General features: G+C 71.0%; 19 protein-coding genes and 1 tRNA gene. 8 read left to right on the forward strand and 12 right to left on the reverse strand.

The features are described from left to right. The first annotated feature begins 418 nt into the window (after positions 1–418). Both ppdK and HHX37_RS20425 read left to right on the forward strand, forming a co-directional pair. Entirely contained in the window at positions 419–3,055 is a 2,637-nt protein-coding gene (gene ppdK / locus HHX37_RS20420; protein ID WP_182886400.1) for a pyruvate, phosphate dikinase, read from the forward strand. Between the two features lie 150 nt (positions 3,056–3,205). After that, positions 3,206–5,101, forward strand: coding sequence for a M14 family zinc carboxypeptidase (locus tag HHX37_RS20425; protein ID WP_310740459.1), 1,896 nt, complete (start codon positions 3,206–3,208; stop codon positions 5,099–5,101). On the opposite strand, the gene HHX37_RS20430 is transcribed toward HHX37_RS20425, so the two are convergent. Next, a complete protein-coding gene (locus HHX37_RS20430) occupies positions 5,098–5,895 on the reverse strand; it encodes a hypothetical protein (protein WP_138461348.1) in 798 nt (265 codons plus the stop codon). The genes HHX37_RS20425 and HHX37_RS20430 overlap by 4 nt on opposite strands. Before the next feature lie 204 nt (positions 5,896–6,099). Between HHX37_RS20430 and HHX37_RS20435 the strand changes: the two genes are divergently transcribed. Beyond that, positions 6,100–7,398, forward strand: coding sequence for a deoxyguanosinetriphosphate triphosphohydrolase (locus tag HHX37_RS20435; protein WP_182879283.1), 1,299 nt, complete (start codon positions 6,100–6,102; stop codon positions 7,396–7,398). On the opposite strand, the gene HHX37_RS20440 is transcribed toward HHX37_RS20435, so the two are convergent. Further along, the gene (locus HHX37_RS20440) at positions 7,334–8,404 is read right to left on the reverse strand and encodes a LysR family transcriptional regulator (protein WP_182886401.1); all 1,071 of its coding nucleotides are present in this window, start codon (positions 8,402–8,404) and stop codon (positions 7,334–7,336) included. The two genes, HHX37_RS20435 and HHX37_RS20440, sit on opposite strands and share 65 nt — an antisense overlap. Positions 8,405–8,474: 70 nt before the next feature. Between HHX37_RS20440 and HHX37_RS20445 the strand changes: the two genes are divergently transcribed. Further along, positions 8,475–9,218 (forward strand): SDR family oxidoreductase, encoded by a 744-nt coding sequence (locus tag HHX37_RS20445; protein ID WP_182879281.1) that lies wholly within the window; start codon positions 8,475–8,477, stop codon positions 9,216–9,218. Positions 9,219–9,267: 49 nt separating this feature from the next. On the opposite strand, the gene HHX37_RS20450 is transcribed toward HHX37_RS20445, so the two are convergent. Next, entirely contained in the window at positions 9,268–10,104 is an 837-nt protein-coding gene (locus HHX37_RS20450) for a M23 family metallopeptidase (protein ID WP_182886402.1), read from the reverse strand. Positions 10,105–10,188: 84 nt separating this feature from the next. Between HHX37_RS20450 and dnaG the strand changes: the two genes are divergently transcribed. The 3 genes from dnaG (at position 10,189) to HHX37_RS20465 (ending at position 14,229) form a co-directional block, all read left to right on the forward strand. Then, a complete protein-coding gene (gene dnaG, locus HHX37_RS20455) occupies positions 10,189–12,210 on the forward strand; it encodes a DNA primase (RefSeq protein ID WP_182886403.1) in 2,022 nt (673 codons plus the stop codon). 146 nt (positions 12,211–12,356) lie between these two features. Further along, positions 12,357–13,496 (forward strand): RNA polymerase sigma factor RpoD, encoded by a 1,140-nt coding sequence (rpoD, locus tag HHX37_RS20460; protein WP_204283337.1) that lies wholly within the window; start codon positions 12,357–12,359, stop codon positions 13,494–13,496. Positions 13,497–13,725: 229 nt separating this feature from the next. After that, entirely contained in the window at positions 13,726–14,229 is a 504-nt protein-coding gene (locus HHX37_RS20465; RefSeq protein WP_244302028.1) for a hypothetical protein, read from the forward strand. Positions 14,230–14,357: 128 nt separating this feature from the next. Here the strand turns inward: HHX37_RS20465 and HHX37_RS20470 are convergent, their stop codons facing one another. Further along, positions 14,358–14,651, reverse strand: coding sequence for a YtxH domain-containing protein (locus tag HHX37_RS20470; RefSeq protein WP_117410106.1), 294 nt, complete (start codon positions 14,649–14,651; stop codon positions 14,358–14,360). A 245-nt stretch (positions 14,652–14,896) separates the two neighbouring features. Between HHX37_RS20470 and HHX37_RS20475 the strand changes: the two genes are divergently transcribed. Further along, positions 14,897–14,969 (forward strand) — tRNA-Asn (locus HHX37_RS20475). 90 nt (positions 14,970–15,059) lie between these two features. On the opposite strand, the gene HHX37_RS20480 is transcribed toward HHX37_RS20475, so the two are convergent. From HHX37_RS20480 to HHX37_RS20515, 8 genes are all read right to left on the reverse strand, one after another. Then, positions 15,060–15,860, reverse strand: a complete 801-nt coding sequence (locus tag HHX37_RS20480; protein WP_182874698.1) for an alpha/beta fold hydrolase — start codon at positions 15,858–15,860, stop codon at positions 15,060–15,062. A gap of 31 nt (positions 15,861–15,891) precedes the next feature. Continuing rightward, positions 15,892–17,124, reverse strand: coding sequence for an MFS transporter (locus tag HHX37_RS20485; RefSeq protein WP_182879278.1), 1,233 nt, complete (start codon positions 17,122–17,124; stop codon positions 15,892–15,894). Positions 17,125–17,302: 178 nt separating this feature from the next. Next, positions 17,303–18,130: a class I SAM-dependent methyltransferase gene (locus HHX37_RS20490; protein ID WP_182886404.1), complete on the reverse strand. Its 828-nt coding sequence runs from the start codon at positions 18,128–18,130 to the stop codon at positions 17,303–17,305. Positions 18,131–18,157: 27 nt separating this feature from the next. Beyond that, entirely contained in the window at positions 18,158–18,406 is a 249-nt protein-coding gene (locus HHX37_RS20495; protein ID WP_182879276.1) for a phosphopantetheine-binding protein, read from the reverse strand. 12 nt (positions 18,407–18,418) lie between these two features. After that, the gene (locus HHX37_RS20500; RefSeq protein ID WP_220502992.1) at positions 18,419–18,787 is read right to left on the reverse strand and encodes a holo-ACP synthase; all 369 of its coding nucleotides are present in this window, start codon (positions 18,785–18,787) and stop codon (positions 18,419–18,421) included. Between the two features lie 16 nt (positions 18,788–18,803). Further along, positions 18,804–19,643, reverse strand: coding sequence for a hypothetical protein (locus HHX37_RS20505; protein WP_182886406.1), 840 nt, complete (start codon positions 19,641–19,643; stop codon positions 18,804–18,806). Beyond that, positions 19,640–20,539, reverse strand: coding sequence for a diiron oxygenase (locus HHX37_RS20510; RefSeq protein ID WP_182879273.1), 900 nt, complete (start codon positions 20,537–20,539; stop codon positions 19,640–19,642). The genes HHX37_RS20505 and HHX37_RS20510 overlap by 4 nt, the downstream gene beginning before the upstream one ends. Then, positions 20,536–21,738 (reverse strand): serine hydrolase domain-containing protein, encoded by a 1,203-nt coding sequence (locus tag HHX37_RS20515; protein ID WP_182886407.1) that lies wholly within the window; start codon positions 21,736–21,738, stop codon positions 20,536–20,538. Before HHX37_RS20515 ends, HHX37_RS20510 begins: the two co-directional genes overlap by 4 nt. Position 21,739 lies beyond the last annotated feature (1 nt).

Consider the following 21,739-nt stretch of genomic DNA (forward strand, 5'->3'; position numbering starts at 1 on the left):
CCCGCGCCGATGCCTTCGGTGCCGACGCCTGCCGCGCCGGCGTCCCGCGTGCCGGCACCATTCGCGACACCGCTCGCGACACAGGAAACCCTCCCCTTGGCTGTGGTCGGAGGGTGGCTCGTTTATATCGCACCCGAGCGGCTCAGCACGGCCGACTCACCGGTACGCGGCCTTTCCGGCCACGTGGTCTACACCATTTCCGTGCTTTCGAACGCCCGCCGCCTCGGCCCGGCGGCGAATTGGTATGAACCATTGCCACGGTCCCGTAAAAATCAATTGGATTAGACCTCTGCTGACACGTCTACCTGGGTAAACGGTATGTGAGGCAGAGGGTGACGGTTGAGGATGATTTTCCCCGGTACAGTCCAGTTGCAGGCCGCTTCGATGGCTTTTGCGGCAGTTCAGAAGGGAGCGTCGGATGCCGAAGTATGTTTACGGATTCACCGAGGGCAACAAGGACCTCAAGGACCTGCTCGGCGGCAAGGGCGCCAATCTGGCGGAAATGACCAACATCGGCCTGCCCGTGCCTCCCGGCTTCACCATCACCACCGAGGCGTGCCGCCACTACCTGCGGCACGGCGACCTGCCCGACGGGCTGGAGGAGGAGGTCGGCGGGTACCTCGCCGCCCTGGAGGCGCGCATGGGCAAGCGTCTCGGCCAGGCGGACGACCCCCTGCTCGTCAGCGTCAGGTCGGGGGCCAGGTTCTCGATGCCCGGCATGATGGAGACGGTCCTCAACATCGGCCTGAACGACGACTCGGTCCTCGGGCTGGCCAAGCAGTCGGGCAACGACCGCTTCGCCTGGGACTCCTACCGCCGGCTGATCCAGATGTTCGGCAGGACCGTGCTGGGCATCGACGGCGAGTCGTTCGAGGACGCGATGGACGACCTCAAGGGCGACCGGGACGACACCGAACTCGAGGCGGCCGACCTGCAACGGCTGGTCGAGACCTTCAAGGGCATCGTCCGCGCCCGGGCCGGCCGGGAGTTCCCCGACGACCCCCGTGAGCAGATGGACCTCGCCGTACGGGCGGTCTTCGAATCGTGGAACGCGCCCCGCGCGGTCCTCTACCGCCGTCAGGAGCGCATCCCCGCCGGCCTCGGCACCGCCGTCAACGTCGTCGCCATGGTGTTCGGCAACATGGGCCCCGACTCGGGCACCGGGGTCGCCTTCACCCGCGACCCGGGTTCCGGGCGCCGGGGGGCCTACGGCGACTACCTGCGCGACGCCCAGGGCGAGGACGTCGTCGCCGGCATCCGCAACACCGTTCCCCTGCAGGAGCTGGAGACGATCAACCCGGAGGCGTACCACGAGCTTCTCGGCATCATGGCGACGCTGGAGCGGCACTACCGCGACCTGTGCGACATCGAGTTCACGATCGAGCGCGGCAGGCTGTGGATGCTGCAGACGCGGGTCGGCAAGCGCACGGCCGAGGCCGCCTTCCGCATCGCCACCCAGCTCGTCGACGAGGGCCTCATCGACATGGACGAGGCGGTCACCCGGGTCACCGGAGACCAGCTCGCCCACCTCATGTTCCCCCGGTTCGCCGCCACGGGCGGCGGTCACCGGCTGACCACCGGCATGAACGCCTCGCCCGGGGCCGCCGCGGGCCGGGCCGTCTTCAGCTCCGAGCGGGCCGTCGAGGTGGCCGGACGGGGCGAGGCGGTCATCCTCGTGCGGCGCGAGACCAACCCCGACGACCTGGCCGGGATGATCGCGGCGCACGGCGTGCTCACCTCCCGGGGCGGCAAGACCTCGCACGCCGCCGTGGTCGCCCGCGGCATGGGCAAGACCTGCGTGTGCGGGGCAGAGGAGCTGGAGGTCGACCCGCACGCCCGCCGTTTCACCGCGCCCGGCGGGGTCGTCGTGAACGAGGGCGACCTCATCTCGATCGACGGGAGCACCGGCGCCGTCTACCTCGGGGAGGTGCCGGTGACCGCCTCGCCGGTGGCCCGCTACTTCGAGGGCGGGCGGGTCGAGGACGAACTGGTCCGGGCCGTCGACCGCGTCATGACCCACGCCGACGCCGTACGCCGGCTGGAGGTGCGGGCCAACGCCGACACCGCCGAGGACGCCGCCCGCGCCCGCCGCTTCGGCGCGCTCGGCGTCGGGCTCTGCCGTACGGAGCACATGTTCCTCGGGGAGCGGCGGCGGCTCGTGGAGGACCTGATCCTGGCGCCGGGCGACAAGGAGCGGCAGGTCGCGCTGGACGCGCTCGAACCGCTCCAGACGGCCGACTTCGCCGGCATCTTCGGGGCCATGCGCGGCCTTCCGGTGACGATCCGGCTGATCGACCCGCCGCTGCACGAGTTCCTGCCCGACCTCACCGACCTCGCCGTCCGGGTCGCCGTGGCGGGCGAGCGGGCCGGCGACCGCGACCGCAGGCTGCTGGCGGCGGTCCGGCGCCTGCACGAGCAGAACCCGATGCTCGGCCTGCGCGGCGTCCGGCTGGGCCTCGCGATCCCCGGGCTGTTCGCCATGCAGGTGCGGGCCATCGCCGCCGCGGCCAGACAGGTCGAGGGCGCGCGGGCGGAGATCATGATCCCGCTGGTCGGCGCCGTGCAGGAGCTGGAGATCGTCCGGGAGGAGGCGACGGGAATCCTCGCCGAGGCGGGCGTGGAGGCGGCGATCGGCACGATGATCGAGGTGCCCCGGGCGGCGCTGACGGCCGGGCAGATCGCCGGGGCCGCCGACTTCTTCTCGTTCGGCACCAACGACCTCACCCAGATGACCTGGGGGTTCTCCCGCGACGACGTGGAGAGCGCCTTCTTCGGCAGATATCTCGACCTCGGGGTCTTCGGCGTCTCGCCGTTCGAGTCGATCGACCGGGACGGCGTCGGCCGGCTGATGCGGATCGCGGCCGAGGAGGGCAGGCGGGCCCGGCCCGGCCTGAAGCTCGGCATCTGCGGCGAGCACGGCGGCGACCCCGACTCGGTCCACTTCTGCCACGAGATCGGGCTCGACTACGTCTCCTGCTCGCCGTTCCGCGTCCCGGTGGCCCGGCTGGAGGCGGGCCGCGCCGCGCTGACCCGCACGGGTTCCGACAGCCGGTGAGTTGAAATTCCACAGAACATCCGGACTGGTTGTGGAACATCCAGTTCATGATGCGGGTGGTTCACCGGGCCGCGCGACACGGCCCGGTGAACGTTGATCCCGGCCGCCTGACTGATCACTCTACGTACCTACCGCAAGGGAGGGCGTGGAGTGAGAAGACGTCTGTACCCGCCGGCGCTGGGGATCGCGGCCGTGCTGCTCGGTGTGATCCCCGCCGTGCTCGGCGCCGCCGCTCCGCCGGACGCCTCGGCGGCCGGACCGGCCGGATCGGCGAGGGTCGCCCCGGCGGTGCGGGCCGTCGATCCGGCGCCGTCGAGGCAGTACCAGGTGGACGGCCCCGCCGACGTCGCCCAGCGCAGCGCCGTCGCCCGTACGGGCGCCGCCATCGACGAGGTCCACGGCCGGAGCCTGGTCGTCACCGCGACGCCCCGGGAGGTCGCGGCCATCCGGGCGCTCGGGTTCAGGGTCACCGAGCTCGCCCCGCCCGCCGACGAGAGCGGGCCGCAGACCTTCGACTTCCCCTCGGGCGACTCCGGCTACCACAACTACGCCGAGCTCAGCACGCTGGTGGACCAGGTCGTCGCCGCCCATCCCGCGATCGCCCGCAGGTTCAGTTACGGCCGGTCGTACGAGGGTCGCGACATGATCGGCGTCAAGATCAGCGACAACGTGGCCACCGACGAGAGCGAGCCGGAGGTGCTGTTCACCGCGCACCAGCACGCGCGCGAGCACCTCACCGTCGAGATGGCGATCTATCTGCTGCGCCTGTTCACCGACGGGTACGGCAGCGACGCCCAGATCACCGACCTGGTGAACACCCGGGAGATCTGGATCCTGCCCGACCTCAACCCCGACGGCGGGGAGTACGACATCGCCACCGGCTCCTACCGGTCGTGGCGCAAGAACCGCCAGCCCAACTCCGGCACCTCCAGCGTCGGCACCGACCTCAACCGCAACTGGGCCTACCGGTGGGGCTGCTGCGGCGGGTCCTCCGGCACCGCGTCCAGCGAGACCTACCGCGGCGCGGCGGCCGAGTCCGCGCCGGAGGTCAGGGCGGCCGCCGACTTCGTGCGCGGCCGGGTCGTCGGCGGCGTCCAGCAGATCAAGGCGGCCATCGACTGGCACACCTACAGCGAACTCGTCCTGTGGCCGTACGGGTACACGACGGCCGACACCGGCCCCGGCATGACGCAGGACGACCGGGACGCGCACGCCGCGCTCGGCCGCAGCATGGCGGCCACCAACGGCTACACCCCCGAGCAGGCCAGCGACCTCTACATCACCGACGGCTCCATCGACGACTGGATGTGGGGCACCTACAAGATCTTCACGTACACCTTCGAGATGTATCCCACCGGGAGCAGCCCCGGCTTCTACCCGCCCGACGAGGTCATCGACAGGGAGACCTCGCGCAACCGGGCCGCGGCGCTGCTGCTCACGCAGAACGCCGACTGCGTCTACCGGGTCATCGGCAAGGAGTCCACGTACTGCGGCACCGGCACCCCGTCCACGACCGTCTACTCCGACGACTTCGAGACCGCGACCGGCTGGACGGTGAACGCGGCGGGCACCGACACCGCGGCCTCCGGCGCCTGGGAGCGGGGCCGCCCCGCCGCGACGTCGTCGAGCGGGGCCAAGCAGCTCGGCACGCCGGTCAGCGGGAGCTACGACCTGGTCACCGGCGCGGCGGCGGGCGCGAGCGCCGGGGACTACGACATAGACGGGGGAGCGACGACGATCAGGTCGCCCGCGATCACGCTGCCGTCGTCGGGGACGCTCACGCTGTCGTTCTCCTGGTATCTCGCCCACGGGTCGAACGCCTCGCCGGACGACTACTTCCGGGTGAGGGTGATCGGCGGCACGACGAGCACGGTCTTCGAGCAGCTGGGCGCGGCCGCGAACCGGAACGGCTCGTGGAGCGTCGCCACGGCGTCGCTGACCGCCTTCGCCGGCCAGACCGTACGGATCCAGATCGAGGCGGCCGACCTGTCGGCGGCCAGCCTGGTGGAGGCCGCCGTCGACGACGTGAAGATCACGAAGAGTTAGCGCCATTCCCAGCGGACGCCGCGGACGCCCGGCCGGGCGGCGGTGTCCACGACGTGGGCGGTCCCGAACGCGTCGACGCGCAGCTCACCGGCGTCCCCGGGCGGCGCCGACGCGTCCGGGGACCAGGTGTGGAAGCACCGCACCGGCAGCCGCCCGCCCGCGAACCGCACCTGCGTCAGGAACTGCTCGACCGGGTCCCGCAGGTGCAGGTCGTAGCGGTCGGCCGTCGCGGGGAACGCGGTGACGTACTCGACGACGCGGGTCTCGCCGGTGGTCAGGGGATGCGGGAAGATCAGCTCTGTCAGCGTGCCGGGGCCCGCGTCGTCGCTGCGGCCGGGGCGGCAGGACTCGGCCCGCAGCAGCCGGGCGCCGGGGGGATGGGCGACCACGTACCGGTCCACGCCCGGCGCCGCGGCCCGCAGCACGACCCGGGCGCTGGCCCGGTTCCGGCGCCGGTCGGCGCCCACGACGACCTGTTCGTGGTGGCTGAGCACGGCGACCGTCTCCGGCCGCCGGCCCCGGGGACGGGGCGGCCCGAGCAGGCCGATCAGCGCGTACTCGGGCAGCGACAGGATCGTCTCCAGCTCCCGGACGGCCGCCAGGGAGGCGGCGCGCTCCGGCCGGGACCGGCCGCGCTGCCAGTAGCTGAGGCTGGACAGGCTGATGGCGACGCCGCGCTCGCGCAGCCGTGAGTGCAGGCGGTCGAGGCTCAGCCCCCGGGCGCGGATCGCCGTCCGCAGGGCCCGCTCGAAGGGTCCCGATCTGAGGACCTCCGCGAGCTCGTTGTCCACCACCTGGGCTCCTCCTCGGCAGCGAAGCCGAGTATCACCCGGCGTCGCGAATCACGGCAAGAGCGGCAATCTTCCTTCGTACTACCGGATCTGTCGTGAAACCCGACCTTCGGGGGTACGCTCCATTCCCCGCCGGATGGGGGCCGGACGCGGCCGGGACACGGCCGGGGCACGGCGGCCAGGCGAGGGCGACAGGAAGGAGGACGCATGGCCCGCTACGACGAGCACGACCAGGCACGATGGGTGCCGGAGCCGCCCGGGAACCCCGAGCGGAGCCCGTTCGAGCGCGACCGGGCGCGCGTGCTCCACAGCGCCTCGCTGCGCAGGCTCGCCGCCAAGACGCAGGTGGTGGCCCCCGCCGACTACACCGGCCTGCACAGTCCCCGCACACGGCTGACCCACTCGCTGGAGTGCGCGCAGATCGGCCGGGAGATGGGCAGGGTCCTCGGCTGCGACCCCGACCTGGTGGAGACCGCCTGCCTCGCCCACGACCTCGGGCATCCCCCCTTCGGCCACAACGGGGAGGCCGCGCTCGACGAGCTGGCGACGCCGTGCGGGGGGTTCCAGGGCAACGCCCAGAACCTGCGCCTGCTGACGCGGCTGGAGGCCAAGGTCATCACCGAGGACGGCCGCAGCGCCGGGCTCAACCTCACCCGCGCCGCGCTCGACTCGGTCTGCAAGTATCCCTGGGCCGGGTCCGCCTGCCGCGTCCCCGGCGTCCCGCTCGCCGGCGAGGGCGGGCCGTACTGCGTCTACCCCGACGACCTCGCGGTCTTCCGGTGGGTGCGGGAGGGGGCGCCCGACTACGCGATCCGCTTCGAGGCGCAGGTCATGGACTGGGCCGACGACGTGGCCTACTCGGTGCACGACCTGGAGGACGCGCTGGCCTGCGGCCACGTCACGACGGCGGAGCTGCGTGACCCGGAGGAGCGGCTGGAGGTGTGCCGCCTGACCCGGGAGTGGTACGCCCCCGACGCCGACGTGGACGAACTGGCCGAGACGTTCGCGCGGCTGCTCGCCGAGCCGCTGTGGCCGGCCGACTTCGACGCCGGGCTCGCCGACCTCGCCGCGCTCAAACGGCTCACCAGCACGCTCATCGGCCGCCTGTGCCGCTCGGCCCAGGACGCCACCCGTGAGGCGTACGGCTGCCGTCCCGGACCCGGGGGGAGAGGGGCGTGCCTGCGCTACGACGCGAACCTGGAGGTGCCGAGGACCGCCCGGCTGGAGTGCGCGCTGCTCAAGGGCGTGACGGCCCGCTACGTGATGTCGCGGGAGTCGCACCACGCCGTGCAGGCCCGGCAGCGCGAGCTCATCGCCGAGCTGGGCGACCTCGTCATGCGGGGCGCCCCCGCGACGCTGGAGCCGGCCCTGCGCCCGCAGTTCGAGCAGGCGGCCGACGACGCGGGGCGGCTGCGCGCGGTGGTCGACCAGATCGCCTCGCTCACCGACGCGTCGGCGATGGGCTGGCACCGCCGCCTGTCGGCCTCCCGCCGTCTCGTCGGCTGACCCCGGCCCACCGGTAATCCGCAACTTGGGCCGGTAGGCCCGCCGGCGTGGTCTGGGCCGTTTGTGTGGTTTGCCCAGTCTGCGGTGCGGGCTCTTGTGCGGCGCCCGCCGGCCGGGTCGTCTGCGCGGCGCGCGCGTCCTCTGCGGCCGGGGCCGGCCGGGCTGTCCGCGCCGCTTCCGCGGCGGACCGCACGAACGCGGCCAGCGCCCGCGACCTGCTGCCCTCCGGCCAGGCGAGCACGAGAGTCGTCGGCGGCGCGTCGGCCACGGGCACGCCGACGAGGTCGTGCCGCAGGTTCGCCCGCACCGACTCGGGGACGACCGCCACCGCCCGGCCGAGCGCGATGAGATGCATCAGGTGGCCGCTCTCGGCCATGCGGTAGGTGCCGTCGGGGGCGGCCCGCGGCCACCGCGGCAGCGGCTCGCGGTCCAGGTCGGCCATCGACAGCACGGCCCGGGCGGCCAGCGGATGCCGCCGGGGCAGCACGGCCACCTGCGCCTCCGTCAGAAGGTCCTCGAAGGCGAGGCCGGTCAGGTCCTCGCGCGGGGCGTGCATCAGGGCGGCGTCGGCCCGGCCGTCCCGCACCATCGCGCCGCGCTCCCAGGAGCTGAAGACGATGTCGACGGGCAGCGCGTCCGGCGTGGCCGCGTACGCCGTGAGGATCACGGGCAGCAGGCCGGCGTCTGCGTCCGGTTTGGCGGCCAGGACGAGGGACGGCTCGCTCCGCCCGGCCCGCCGGGTGCGGCGCACGGCCGCCGACACCGCCGCGAGCGCGGCGCGGCCCTCCCGCAGCAGCGTCTCGCCCGCCTCGGTCAGGGTGACCGTGCGGCTGTCGCGATCCAGCAGTCGCGTGCCGAGGCGGCGTTCGAGCCGCTGGATCGCCCGCGACAGGGGCGGCTGCGCGATGCCGAGGCGGCGGGCCGCCCGCCCGAAGTGCAACTCCTCGGCCACCGCCACGAAATAGGCCAGCTCCCGCGTCTCGACGCCGTCGTCACCAGCGTTCATACCGCGAGGGTATCGCCGGTGACCGAGTCGGTGTTGGGCCGCGCGCAGGGCGGGATGGTGGGCTGGGCCCATGACAGGCACTGACACCGTCGCCCTGGTAACGGGCGCGAACAAGGGAATCGGATACGAGACCGCCAGGCAGCTGGGCGCCCTCGGCATGACCGTGCTGCTCGGGGCGCGCGATCCGGAGCGCCGCGACGCGGCGGTCACGGCGCTCCGGGCGGAGAGCCTGGAGGTCCATCCGCTGACGCTCGACGTCGCCGACGACGAGAGCGTGCGCGCGGCCGCGGAGCGGGTGGGCGACCGCTTCGGCCGGCTCGACGTGCTCGTCAACAACGCCGGGATCTCCGGCGACGCCCGGCAGCCGCCCGGCGCGGCCGACCTCGGCGGCGTGCGCGCGGTGTTCGAGACCAACCTCTTCGGGGTCGTCCGGGTCACCGACGCCATGCTGCCGTTCCTGGCGAAGTCGGCGGCCGGACGCGTCGTGAACGTCTCCAGCGGCACGGCGTCCATGACGCACATGAACGACCCGGACCACCACTTCACCGGCATGCCGGGGAACGTGGCCTATCCCGTGTCGAAGACCGCGCTCAACGCGCTGACCGTGCAGTACGCCAAGCACCTGCGCCCGCTGGGCGTCCTCGTCAACGCCGTCGCTCCCGGCGCCTGCGACACCGACTTCGCCAGGGACCTCGGCCTGGCCTTTCCCCGTACGGCGGCGCAGGGCGCGGCGGTCGTGGTGCGGCTCGCGACGCTCGGAGCGGACGGGCCGACGGGCGGCTTCTTCGACGAGAACGGCCCGATGCCCTGGTGAACGGTCCCCTGGTGAACGGTGCCCTGGTGAACGGCCGGGGCCGAAGGGCTCAGAGAGGGACGACCACCCTGGTGTCCTCGTCGTTGTCCTTCTTCTTGGGCGGCCGGGACTCCTCCGGGGGCGGCGAGGACTGCTGCTGCTTGGAGGCGCACAACTGGGTGCAGGGCGGCGTCGCGCCCAGCCTCTTGCGCAGCGTCAGCATGGCCTTGCGCGGGGAGACCGTGCGGTTGCCGTCGTCCCAGGCGTCGAGGTAGGGCCACGGCGGCACGATGCCCCGGCGGATCCACCAGTTCTGCGGCGCGGTCGGCCAGGAGATGGCGAAGTAGAGGTTGCTCGCGGTGTCGCGGGCGTTGCCGGAGTTGCCCACCCGGCCGAGGAGCTGCCCGGCCTTGACCTTGGCGCCCGCCTTGAGGTCCTCGTCGACCGAGTCGAGGTGGCCACCGAGGTACAGCACGCCGTCCTCGCCCTTGACGGTGACGTACCGGCCCTCCCGGTCGGCGCCGCGGTCGGTCGAGGGGGCCCACTGGTTCTTGACGTTGACCTCCTGGACCACTCCGTCGACCGGCGACACGAACGCGCACCCCTTCTCCGCCCAGATGGTGGTCTTGGGGAGCACGAGCAGCTTGCGGGAGTACGACACCTTGCATCCCTTGACCGGGAAGGCGTACGTGTAGGGGGACATCTTCGGCGGCGGCATCCGCACGGGCTCGTCGCCCGCGGGGGGAACGGCCTGTCCAGGGTCGGAAGGAGCGGTCGCGGCCGTGATCACGTTCGCCGGCGGCGTCGCCGGCGGCAGCGTGCTCACACCGGCGACGCCCCCGGGCGCGCCGCAGGACGCCGCGAAGAACGCGGCGCCGGTGAGGGCGGCCAGTCTCCCCGATCGCATGATCTCCACCTGGTCGACGTTACCGAACCTTTCCTTTCTAACGGACCAAGCCGGATATCACGACCGGTTCGGGAAAGTCGTGACATGTCCGCATGCCCGGACGAGGGGCGGCCCGGCCTGTCGGAGGCCGGCACTAGACTCGCCAGCGTGGCAGGGCGAAGCGGGCGGATCAGTGACGAGGACATCGCGCTCGTACGGGAGCGCTCACCGATCGCCGACGTCGTCGGCGAGCACATCCAGCTCCGCAACGCGGGCGGGGGCAACCTGAAGGGGCTCTGCCCGTTCCACGACGAGAAGTCGCCCTCCTTCAACGTGACCCCGGCCCGGGGCTACTACTACTGCTTCGGCTGCGCCGAGGGCGGCGACGTCATCACGTTCGTCCGCAAGATCGACAATCTCACGTTCGCCGAGGCCGTCGAGCGGCTCGCGCAGCGTGCCGGCATCCAGCTGCGCTACGAGCAGGGCGGCTACGTGCCGGGCCGCGAGCAGGGCGAGCGGGTGCGGCTGATCGAGGCGCACCGGGCGGCCGCCGAGTTCTACGCCGAGCGGCTGTCCGGCCCCGAGGCGGGCCCCGGGCGGCGCTTCCTGTCCGAGCGCGGCTTCGAACGGGCCGACGCCGAGCACTTCGGCGTCGGCTACGCGCCGAACGAGTGGGAGGCGCTGTCGCGGCACCTTATGGGCCGCGGGTTCACCGCGCAGGAACTGATCAAGGGCGGGCTCGCCCGTGAGGGCAGGCGCGGGCCGGTCGACCGGTTCCGCGGCCGCCTCGTCTGGCCCATCCGCGACATCACCGGCGACGTCATCGGCTTCGGGGCGCGCAAGCTGCTCGACTCCGACGACGGCCCCAAATACCTGAACACCCCCGAGAGCCCGATCTACCACAAGAGCTCGGTGCTGTACGGCGTCGACCTCGCCAAGCGGGAGATCGCGCGGCGGTCCCAGGCCGTGATCGTCGAGGGGTACACCGACGTCATGGCCTGCCACCTGGCCGGTGTGCCGACCGCGGTGGCCACCTGCGGCACCTCCTTCGGCGAGGAGCACATCAAGGTGCTGCGCCGCCTGCTGCTCGACCAGGCCGAGTTCCGCGGCGAGGTCATCTTCACGTTCGACGGCGACTCCGCCGGGCAGAAGGCCGCCCTGCGCGCCTTCCAGGACGAGCAGAAGTTCGTCACGCAGACCTTCGTCGCCGTGCAGCCCGATGGTCTCGACCCCTGCGACCTGCGGGTCAAGCAGGGCGACGCGGCCGTGCGGGACCTGATCGCCGGTCGTGAGCCGCTGTTCGCCTTCGCGGTGCGCAGCGTCCTGTCCCGCTACGACCTCGACACCAACGAGGGCCGGCTGGCCGCGCTCGACGCCGCCGCGCCCATCGTGGCCTCCATCAAGGACCCTGGGCTGCGCAAGGCGTACACGGTCGACCTCGACCGCTGGCTCGGCTTCATGGACGAGGGCTTCGTCATCCGGCGCGTGCAGCAGACGGCCGGCCGGGCGCAGGAGGGCGCACGTACCCCCGGCGGGCGTGCCCAGAACGGGCAGGGCGGGCGTGCAGCGGCCGGGCAGCAGGCGGGCCCGGGACCGGCCGCGAGACCGGGCGCGGCGGGGCCCGACCCGATGGATCCCGCTGTACGGCTGGAGGCCGAGGCGCTCAAGCTCGCCGTGCAGCGGCCCGCTCTGCTCGGGCCCGAGTTCGACGCGCTCGAGCCCGACACGTTCACGCTGCCCGAGCACGTCGCGTTGTTCGGCGTCGTCGCCGCGGCCGGTGGGACCGCCGCCGGCGGGCCGGGCGGGCGCGAGTGGGTGGACCGGCTCCTGGAGCAGACGGAACCCGGGGCCGCGGGCGCGGTGCCCGGCCTCGACCTGAGGTCGCTCGTCACCCGGTTCGCGGTCGAGGCCGTGCGCGCGGACGTGAACGTCGAGGAGCGGTACGGCGCGGCCGTCCTGGCCAAGATCCAGGAGATCTCGGTCGGCCGGGCGGTCGCGCGGGTGAAGTCGCGGTTGCAGCGGCTCAACCCGGTCGACGAGCAGCAGGAGTACAACCGGCTGTTCGGCGAACTGGTGGCGCTGGAACAGCAGCGACGGGTGTTGCGGGAACGCGCGAGCGGAGCCTGAATAAGCGTCCCTTTCCAGACCGCACAGCCGCCAAACATATACTTTGATCTCGATTCGGTATTGACTTTGGCCTTACCTTGGGTGACAAAAATAGGCCTGCCGTTTAGTGGCGCCTTTCCTGCACACTGTGTTGCGTGGGTGCATCGGTGCTGCCAAGCAGGCCGCCATCGGTAGATCAGGTGGCGGACCTCGTCGCGAAGGGAAGAGAACGCGGGAGCGTCACGGTTGACGACGTGGCCGCCGCGCTCGACCGATCCGAGTTGCCGGCCGACGCGCTGGAGCGCGTCGTGCGGATGCTCGCCGAGAACGGAGTTGAGGTCCTCGAACCGCAAGGGGATGAGGAGCCCAGCAAGCCGGACGAGGAGGACGTCGGCAAACGGGCTCCGACGAGTGACCTGGTCAGGATCTACCTGCGGGAGATCGGCAGGGTCCCCCTGCTCACCGCCGAGGAGGAGGTGGAACTGGCCAAGGCCATCGAGGCCGGGCTGTTCGCGGAGGACAAGCTCTGCGAGAGCCTCGCCGCGAGGTTCGCCCGGCCGGAGCTGGAGGACCTCGTCTGGGAGGGCGTGCGCGCCAAGCAGCGGCTCATCGAGGCCAACCTCAGGCTCGTGGTCTCGATCGCCAAGCGATACGTGGGCCGCGGAATGCTGTTCCTGGATCTGATCCAGGAAGGCAATCTCGGATTGATCCGCGCGGTGGAGAAATTCGATTACACCAAGGGTTACAAGTTCTCCACGTACGCGACATGGTGGATTCGCCAGGCGATCACCCGGGCGATCGCGGATCAGGCCAGAACGATCCGCATTCCCGTCCACATGGTGGAGACGATCAACAAACTGGTCCGCGTGCAGCGTCAGCTTCACCAGGACCTCGGCCGGGAGCCGGCCCCCGAGGAGATCGCCGCCGAGATGGACCTGCCCATCGACCGGGTGGTGGAGATCCAGCGCATCGCGCAGGAGCCGGTCTCGCTCCAGGCGCCGATCGGTGAGGAGGACTCCGACCTCGGCGACTTCATCGAGGACGCCGATGCCGTGGTGCCGATGGAGGCGGCCGCCTTCATCATGCTGCAGGACCAGCTCGACGACATCCTGGCCACGCTGTCGGAGCGCGAGCAGCGGATCATCCAGCTCCGGTTCGGCCTCGCCGACGGCCACCCCCGCACGCTGGAGGAGGTCGGCCGCGAGTTCGGCGTGACCCGGGAGCGCATCCGCCAGATCGAGTCCAAGACGCTGGCCAAGCTGCGTCACCCCACCCGGGCGCAGATGCTCAAGGACTACCTGGACTGACGCCGTCGTCACGCGGACGAGCGCCCTCCGGTCCCGGCGGTGTGGGGCCGAGGAGGGCGCTCGTCCGCGTCATGCCCCTTGTGCGAACCGCTCCGGACTCGCTCCCGGCCCCGCGACCGGACGGGGTTCACCCGCCGGATCGGGTCGCTCCGGGCCCTGCGACCGGGACGGGTCCGGCCGCCGGATAGCCTGCGGGTGGTAACGGTCGTCGTCCGCTGGCGGTGTTCCCTTGACTGCATCCAGGCCCTCCCTGTCCCGCCTGTTCGGCTCCCGCCTGCCTCGTGAGGTCCGTACGGCGCTCGCGCTCGAAGGCGGCGAGCGCCCGATCAGCCACGCGCGTACGGCGGAGGGCGGATACGCGGTCGCCACCACCCGGGCGATGCACCTGCCCGGCGGGCCTCGGCTGCCCTGGCACCTGATGGACAAGGCCGTGTGGGACGAGGAGGGCGTCACGGTCACGATGACCGACGGAGCCGCCCACCGGGTCGTCCTGCCCGAGCCCGGGCGGCTGCCGGAGGCGATCCGCGAGCGGGTCACCTCGACGGTCGTCGCGAGCCGCCACGTGACCATCGACGGCCGCGGGGGAGTGCGCCTGGTCGCCCGCCGCGTCCCCGGCTACGACACCCCGCGCTGGGAGTTCATCTTCGACCCCGGACTCGACGCGACGGATCCGGGCCTGCGCGCCCACGCCGAGCAGGCGCTCGAAGAGATGCGGCGCAGCCTCGGCGTCTGAGGCCCTTGCCTGAGGCCCTGCGCAGTACGAGAAAGCGGCGGCCTCCCGGCAGGTGCCGGGAGGCCGCCGCTCGCGTCCGATACCGCCCCGCCGATGGGCGGCCGGTTCCGGGGGAATCCTCGGTGGACTCAGTCGGTGCCGGGCCCCGGCCAGCCGGTCGCCGCGCCTACCCTGTCGGGCCTGTCGGACTCCCAGGTGTCCGTCCTCTTCAGGAACGGCACCTTGTCACCCGCCAGATCCTTGGCCTTGCCCGCCACCTTCGAGGCCTGCGCGCCGACCAGTCCCGCCGCCTCCTGCACCGTGGGGCTGTCCGCGAACCGCTGCGTGAAACGCTTGATCTGCTCGTAGCGTTCGCGCCCGGCCCGCGTGCCGAGGACGTAGCCGACGGCCAGCCCGGTGGCGAACATCGCCTTGTATCGCATCTTCCACCTCCGCGCTCGTGTTCCACGCCCCTCTACCCCGAGGGCCTGTCTCTATCCAACAGCAGAGGTCCCGGCCCCGCTCCAGTGGGCCCCACGGCCCGGCCCCGCACTCTTTGCCGTACGACGATCAGGAGCGGGGGACACGTGGACGTATTCGATGTGACAGGCACCCCCCAGAGTGCGCTAATCTAGTTCCGCGCCGCAAGGAAAGCCGAAAGGCCGGAACGAGCGGAGCAGAGTTTCGATCCCGTGTAGCTCAATCGGCAGAGCAGCCGGCTGTTAACCGGCAGGTTATAGGTTCGAGTCCTATCGCGGGAGCTCATCACTCCGGAGGCCGGTGATCACAGATCACCGGCCTCCGGCCGATTTGGTGTCGCTCCTGGCTCGGGGTGGCCGTGACCGGGAGCGTCAGGCGAGGAACTTCTCGATCGTCATGATGAGCTCGTCCGGCTTCTCCATCGCCGCGGCGTGGCCGCAATCCAGTTCCACGTAGTCGCTGCCTGGGATCGCGTCGCGGAACTCGCGGGCGTACCGTACGGGAACCAGCTGGTCCTGCCGCATGCCGAGGACCAGCGTGGGACACTCGATCTTCCGCACGTAGTCGCTGATGTCCAGCCGGTTGATGAGCTCGAGCAGGGCGATCAGTCCCTCGGACGGCATCAGCCCGGAACGCAGCCGGAGCCGCTCGCTCGCGCTCATCGAGTCGATGAACGTGTCCGAGACCACGTGCAGGAGTGTGAACTCGGCGAAGGCGTCCGGGTCCAGTTCGGCCAGGCGCAGCCAGGTGCGCATGAGCAGGCGCTGCCACGGCCGGCGGTAGTGCACGAACCCGCCGAGGACGACCATGCGGCGCACGAGATCCGGTCGCTTGCCGGCCAGGGCGGCGGCGACGACGGCGCCCGTGGAGATTCCGAAGAGGTCCACCGGGCCGTGCGCGGCGGCCTCTACCACACCCGCCACCTGATCGACCAGCATGTCGACGTCCATCTCGCCCTCGGGGAGCGGGGTGAGGCTGCTGCCCGAGTAGCCCGGTACGATCGCGCTGCGGTGCTGCGTGAAGTGCTCGAGCAGGGTGGCGAAGCTGGTCTCCGGGTGTCCGGTGCCGCCGTGGATGAGGACGAGCTCCGGCCCCGGTCCCTCTCCCGCGACGTGGTAGCCGACGGGGATGCCGGAGACGTCGATACTTCGCTGCGTCGTCGTGGTCAACATGCGCTTTCCATCCCGTTCTCTCGACAGGCGGTCACTTCGTGGTGGTCGCCACCATGCCGGTCTCACCGGCGGCCTGCTCGCCGCCCTCCCGGCCCGCCCGGGACAGCCACCAGGTGAGCAACGCCGCCAGCGCGGCGAAGCCCGCGGCGACCGGCAGGAGGACGGCGGAGCCGGTCGCGGTGAGCAGGCCCGCTCCGATGACGCTGGACAGGAACTGGCCGAGGTATCCGGTGGAGGTGTTCAGCGAGGTCACCAGCGACGTGCCCCCAGGTGGCGCGTACGCGATGATGCGGTGCTGCTGCGGCCCGATGACCGAGTAGGACACGACGCCGCTGAGCGCCTCGGCGATCACCACGAGGACGAAGACGTCCCGGATCGGCAGCATGATCAGGAACACCGCGGCGACGCCCAGCGTGGCGCCGATGACGACGCGGCGCGGGCCGTACCGGTCGGCCAGCGAGCCGGCAGTCAGGTTGCCGGCCGTGGCGGCGATGCCGAACACCAGCAGCAGGAGCGCGAGGCCGGATTCGTGCCCATGGAGCGCCGGCGCGAAGACCGCGCTCATGTACGTGAAGGGCAGGAAGATACCGATGAACGCCAGCAGGGTGACGATCAGGATCCGCAGCACCCGCCAGTCAGTCAGCGGTGTGATGCGCTGCCGCAGCGTTGCCTTCTGATCGAGTTTGATCGGCGGGAGCAGCACGGTGAGGACGATCGCGACGACGGCGGCGACCACGGCGACGAACCAGATCGCCTTCTGCCAGCCCCACGCTCCGCCGATGAGGGTGCCCAGCGGGGCGCCGAGCACCAGCGACAGCGTCGCCCCGGCGGTCACCATTGAGATGGCCCGGCCCCGCTGCTGGTCGCCGGCGAGATGCGCGGCCGTGGCCACGGCGCTCGCCACGAACAGCGCCGCGCCGCACCCGGCCAGCACGCGGGATGCGAGGACCAGACCGTAGACGTGCGCCGACGCGGTCACGGCGTTGCCGACGGCCAGCAGTGCGACGCCGGTCACGAGGACCCGGCGCCGGGGCCACAGGCCCGTGAGCGTGGCGAGGATCGGGCCCAGCAGCGCGTAGGAGAAAGCGAAGACGCTGACCAGCTGACCGGCCGCGGCGGTACTGACGTGCAGCGTTTGTTGGATCTTCGGAAGGAGACCCACGATGATGAATCCGTCAGTTCCGACGACGAATGTCCCGAGTGTCAGAACCGCAGTCCGCGCCCGCCAGGGAAACTCTCCTGAGGTCTTTCCGGTCTCGGTCATCGCGTTATCACACCCAGCGCAGCCAATGGCTTTCCTCGTATCACGATCAAACCTTCGTGGACGGTCTTGACGAATCTTACGGTGAATCCTCTTCAAGGGGCGGCCGATTGATTCCGCGAGGCGCGGAATTCCTCGACGCCTGGGGTGGTCACGTCAGTACGGTGGCCATTCCGGGCGGTTAAGGCCGATCCGCCGTGACGGCACTGATCAGCCAGCTCCGCGGCACGCCACGCGCCTCGCGGGGAGGCACGGCGTACGGCCAGCGGCGCTCGCCGGCGCCCGGCTCGCCCGGCTGCCGGAGATCCTCGACGGTCCACCCGTGTGCGGTCAGGAATCCCTCCGGGTCGTCGGTGCCGAACCGCCACGGCGTGCCGTCCTCGCGCAGGCGCCACAGGAACGCCTGCGTCATCGGGTGGCGCAGCAGGGCCGCGCTGGTCATGTCGACGACCAACCGGCTTTCCGACGGACAGGCGCCGGCCACCGTCTCGAGCAGCCGTCCGGCCTGCTCTTCAGTGAGGAAGAACAGCAGGCCCTCGGCGATCCACAGGGTGCGCTCGGCTGGGTCGAACCCGCCCGACTTCAGCGCCTCCAGCCAGTCCCCGGCCAGGTCGGCGCTGATCGGTACCGTCGGCACCCGCGGCTCGGCCGCGAGCGCAGCCAGGCGCGCCTGCTTCTCGTCCAGCAACGGGCCGTGGTCGACCTCGTAGACGGTCGTGCCGGCGGGCCAGTCGAGGCGGTGGGTGCGTACGTCCATGCCGTTGGCGAGCAGCACGACCTGCCGGATGCCGGTCTCGCCGAGGATGCGCGTCAAGGCGTCGTCCATGTACCGGGTGCGCACGGCGACGAAGTCGGACACGCCGGCGCCTCGGTATCGGTCGAGCAGTTCGAACCCACGTGGTTCGGCCAGGCACCGAGCGTACTCGTCGCGGAACAGGCCGTCGGAGCGTTCGGTCTCCAGCGCACGGACGGCCGCGGTCCATTGGGCGGTGTAGGAGATGTCATCCACGCGATTGCCTTTCTCCACTCGCGTCGATCAGGTGGCCAGAAAGTGTTTCTCGATGGCGGCGAGCGTGCGAATGTCGCTGATGTTCAAAGTGTCCATGTCGATCTCGACACCGCTCACTTCCTGGATGAGGAACACGAACTCGACGAAGGAGAGCGAGTCGACCAGGCGGCTGTCGATCAGATCCTCGTCGACTCCGACGTCGGTGCGATTCTTGTGCTTGGCGAGGATCCATTCCTTGATCTGATCGATTCGCGCCGTTGTCTGCTGCTGGGTCATCTCAGGAATCCCTCAAGTTCTGATCATGGTCGCCGCGACGGCCACGGCGTACGCGCCGTCGTGTGTGACGCTGACTGATATCTCCGACTCCACCCCGGCGGCCTGGGCCAGCTCCGCGGACGTCCCGTCGAGCCGGACGACCGGCCACCGGCCCGCTCCGCCGTCGACCTGCAGGCTCTGCCAGGGCACCGGCCGGTTCCGCTGGTGAAAGAGCTTGAACACCGCCTCCTTGATGGCCAGGAAGCCGGCCACCGCGCTGGGGTCGAGACGGCCCTGCCGGGTGCAGGCCGCGATCTCCTCCGGCCGGAGCATGTGCGACAGCACCGGCCGGCGCTCCGGCCGCACCAGGTCCTCGGCCCGGGAGATCAGCACGATGTCCACTCCGACCCGCGGCACGCTAGACGAGCTGCCGCTCACGGAGCGCCTGCTCGACCTTCTCGTGGGCGCGCCCGGCCGAGCCGTACCGGCCGGCCAGCACGCTTACCCACCGCTCCAATCCGAAGGCGACGCAACCGGTGAAGGCGGTGCCGCCATCGGGCTCGAGGCCGATGCGGCACCGCTCGCCAAAGAAGTTGCGATGCGTGTTGACCGAGGCGATGGCGAGGTCGTCGACCTGGAACTCGTACTTCACCGGCTGCATCCGCTGCAGGAGGGCGCGCGCACCGTCCCGCTGGAAGAACGGGTCGGACGCGGCCTCCACGGTGACGTCGAGCGACAACGCGCCGAGAAGCTCCTCGATCCGGGTCCGGTATCGGGCGATCACGTCCTGCGTGTGCTCGTAAGATCCGATCGCCACAATCTCGCGCATCTGGAAGGTGAGCAGCCGGCGCAGCCCGTCGAAGTGGCTCTCTCCGCGAAAGCAGCGGTTGACCAGTGTCACCAGGGTGTCCGCGGGCACCGTCCGATCCCGGTAGTAGAGGTACGCGCCGAAGCAGGTCGCCGTGGGCAGGCCAAGGTGGGGACCGGCGATCTGCTCCGTTGAGAACCGGCCGCCGGCCGGGCCGGCGACCGGCGCCCGCAGGCCGCCGGCGACGAGAGCGAGATGGGGGAAGTTGACGTAGACGTCGAAGTTCGCCAGCTCGTCCACCGGATAGATCGGCGGGGCGGAGATCTCGCCGCCGCCCTCCTCAACGGCCCAACTGCGGAACGTGTCGTCGAGCAGGCGGAGCAACGCGGTCTCCTCAGGCCCCAGAATGGCGAGGCCGCCGGCGATCCGGCTACCGCTCAGGCCGGTCATCGAACACCCTCGGGCGCCGCCGCCTCGGCCTGGATGAGGCCGTGCTTGGTCAGGAACGAGTGCGTCTTGCGGAACACCCGCGCCTCGAACTCCGGCCGGCGCGGGCCGGTGAGCAGCCGCCGGCGCACCTCCAGCGGGTTCGGGATGCCGGCGTCCTTGTAGACCTGCGGGCTGAACAGCGACTCGAAACTGTAGGCCATGTACCGCTTCAGGTAGTCGCTGACCTGGGTGAGCTCTTCCGGCGTGGCGTGCTCGCGGAAGCCTTCGAACAGGATGCGGACAAGTTCCCGCCCGAACGCGATGTGCCGGGACTCGTCCTGATGGTGGATCCGGTTGATCTTCCGGATCGTGTCGTCGAGCCGCTCGTCCAGCGCCATCGTGGAGTTGAAGTGGTCCACCAGCTCCTCGAAGATCAGGATGCGGGCGAAGACCAGCAGGCTCGCCGCGTTGTTCGGCGGGATGGTCTCGGCACCGCCGCGCGGCTGCTTGTAGATCTTCCCGCCGTAGCGCAGGCAGAACTGGGCGAAGAACCACATGTGCTCGTTCTCCTCACCGATGAAGTGGTGGAAGAACTCCGACGGCGTGGCGAACTCGTCGGTGTGTATGCGCCCGGTGACCTCGATGAGCAGCTCGCGGATGCCGTGCACGTTGAGGCTGTAGAAGTTGATGCTCTCGTACTTGGACAGCCGGTAGAGCTGCTCCTGGCTCAGCTCCGCCGCGATCTCGGTGCCGTACGTCGTGGTCAGCTCGGGGCTCATCCACCACATGTCCTGCGGCAGCGAGTCCGGCCAGTCGAACATCTGGTACGGGTTGTAGTAGTCCTCGATGGACATGGAGCTCAGCCGGTCCAGGATCTCCCGGAGCCGCTTACTGGTGTCGATGAGTGCTGTCGTCATGACGGGCAAACCCTCCTGAGTTCCGCTTGTGCCCGAGCCGGGGCCAGCCGGCGCGCCGACTCGACGGCCAGCCGGCCCAGCCGGTCCGCACGGTCATCGGTACTCGTGTACTGGTCCAGCCGGCGGTTCAGCTGCGTCGTCGTGTAGGCGAAGGCCAGGTCGTCGCCCGGGACGGCGAAGACCAGGGCGCAGTCCTGCCCGTAGTGGCCGAACGAGTCGACCGCCAGGCCCGCCTGGGGCAGGTTGTGGTCGGGCAGCATGAAGCCGAGCGAGTAGGCTCGCTCGCGGACGAAGACCCGGTCGGTTCCGCGCCTCTGCAGCCGGGATGCGCGCAGCAGCGTCTCCTCGCTCCAGAGGCGTGTGCCGTCGACGGGGCCGATGGTCGCGGCGAAGATCCTGGCCAGGACCCGGGCGGAGGAGACGGCGTTGCATCCCGGGACCTCCGCGCCCAGGTACCGCAGGGAGTTCTCCACCCCCATCAGGTTCGGGTTTCGCTGGGACCGGCTCAGGAACGAGGAGTTGTCACCCAGCAGGTGCAGGATGTCCGCGGCCGTACCGGTGCCTGCCGGACGCGTCTGGCGGAACGGCGCGAAGCGCGTCAGGTCGTCGATGCCGATCCGAACCTCGGCGCCGAGCGGCTCGCGGAATTCCTCCCGGAACAGCTCGTCCACCGACTTGCCGGTCGCGCGCCGCAGGAACTCGCCCACGCCCCAGCCGAAGGTCAGGTCGTGATAGCCGTGGTCGGTTCCCGGTTCCCAGTACGGGCGTTGGGCGGCGAGCGCCTCGACCGCCGGGTCCCATTCGAGCACGTCGTCGACGGAGAGCCGGCGGTCGACGCCGATCAGCCCGGCCTGGTGGCTGAGGAAGACGGCCAGGGTGAGCGACTCCTTGCCGGCGGCGGCGAACTCCGGCCAGACCTCGGCGATTGGGCGGTCGATGTCGATCACGCCCCGTTCGTGCAGGGCGTGCGTGACGACCGACAGCAGGGCCTTGCTGACCGACCGCACGTTCTGCAGCTGGTCGGGCAGCCGCTCCGCGGACCGCAGCCGGACCCGTTCCTCGCCTCCGACGTAGACGCAGAGTTCGGCGTTGGAGTCCTGCCCTTCCCGGTGGATCCGGTCGAACTCCGCCACCAGCGGGAGGAACTCCTCCGAGTAGGTGCCGATGACGTGCTCGGAGTACGCGGCCTCGTTTTCCATG

Origin of the sequence: Microbispora sp. H10885 (assembly GCF_014161415.1) — a bacterium.
GTDB classification, from domain to species: Bacteria; Actinomycetota; Actinomycetes; order Streptosporangiales; family Streptosporangiaceae; genus Microbispora; species Microbispora triticiradicis.

Bases quoted from the DNA above. Each gene is read 5' to 3' on its own strand.
- HHX37_RS20450 (WP_182886402.1), bottom strand. From the start codon at position 10,104: ATGCGATCGGGGAGACTGGCCGCCCTCACCGGCGCCGCGTTCTTCGCG.
- dnaG (WP_182886403.1), top strand. From the start codon at position 10,189: ATGTCCGCATGCCCGGACGAGGGGCGGCCCGGCCTGTCGGAGGCCGGC.
- HHX37_RS20510 (WP_182879273.1), bottom strand. From the start codon at position 20,539: ATGACGACAGCACTCATCGACACCAGTAAGCGGCTCCGGGAGATCCTG.
- HHX37_RS20505 (WP_182886406.1), bottom strand. From the start codon at position 19,643: ATGACCGGCCTGAGCGGTAGCCGGATCGCCGGCGGCCTCGCCATTCTG.
- HHX37_RS20515 (WP_182886407.1), bottom strand. From the start codon at position 21,738: ATGGAAAACGAGGCCGCGTACTCCGAGCACGTCATCGGCACCTACTCG.
- HHX37_RS20435 (WP_182879283.1), top strand. From the start codon at position 6,100: ATGGCCCGCTACGACGAGCACGACCAGGCACGATGGGTGCCGGAGCCG.
- HHX37_RS20495 (WP_182879276.1), bottom strand. From the start codon at position 18,406: ATGACCCAGCAGCAGACAACGGCGCGAATCGATCAGATCAAGGAATGG.
- HHX37_RS20485 (WP_182879278.1), bottom strand. From the start codon at position 17,124: ATGACCGAGACCGGAAAGACCTCAGGAGAGTTTCCCTGGCGGGCGCGG.
- ppdK (WP_182886400.1), top strand. From the start codon at position 419: ATGCCGAAGTATGTTTACGGATTCACCGAGGGCAACAAGGACCTCAAG.
- HHX37_RS20470 (WP_117410106.1), bottom strand. From the start codon at position 14,651: ATGCGATACAAGGCGATGTTCGCCACCGGGCTGGCCGTCGGCTACGTC.
- HHX37_RS20445 (WP_182879281.1), top strand. From the start codon at position 8,475: ATGACAGGCACTGACACCGTCGCCCTGGTAACGGGCGCGAACAAGGGA.
- HHX37_RS20480 (WP_182874698.1), bottom strand. From the start codon at position 15,860: ATGTTGACCACGACGACGCAGCGAAGTATCGACGTCTCCGGCATCCCC.
- HHX37_RS20440 (WP_182886401.1), bottom strand. From the start codon at position 8,404: ATGAACGCTGGTGACGACGGCGTCGAGACGCGGGAGCTGGCCTATTTC.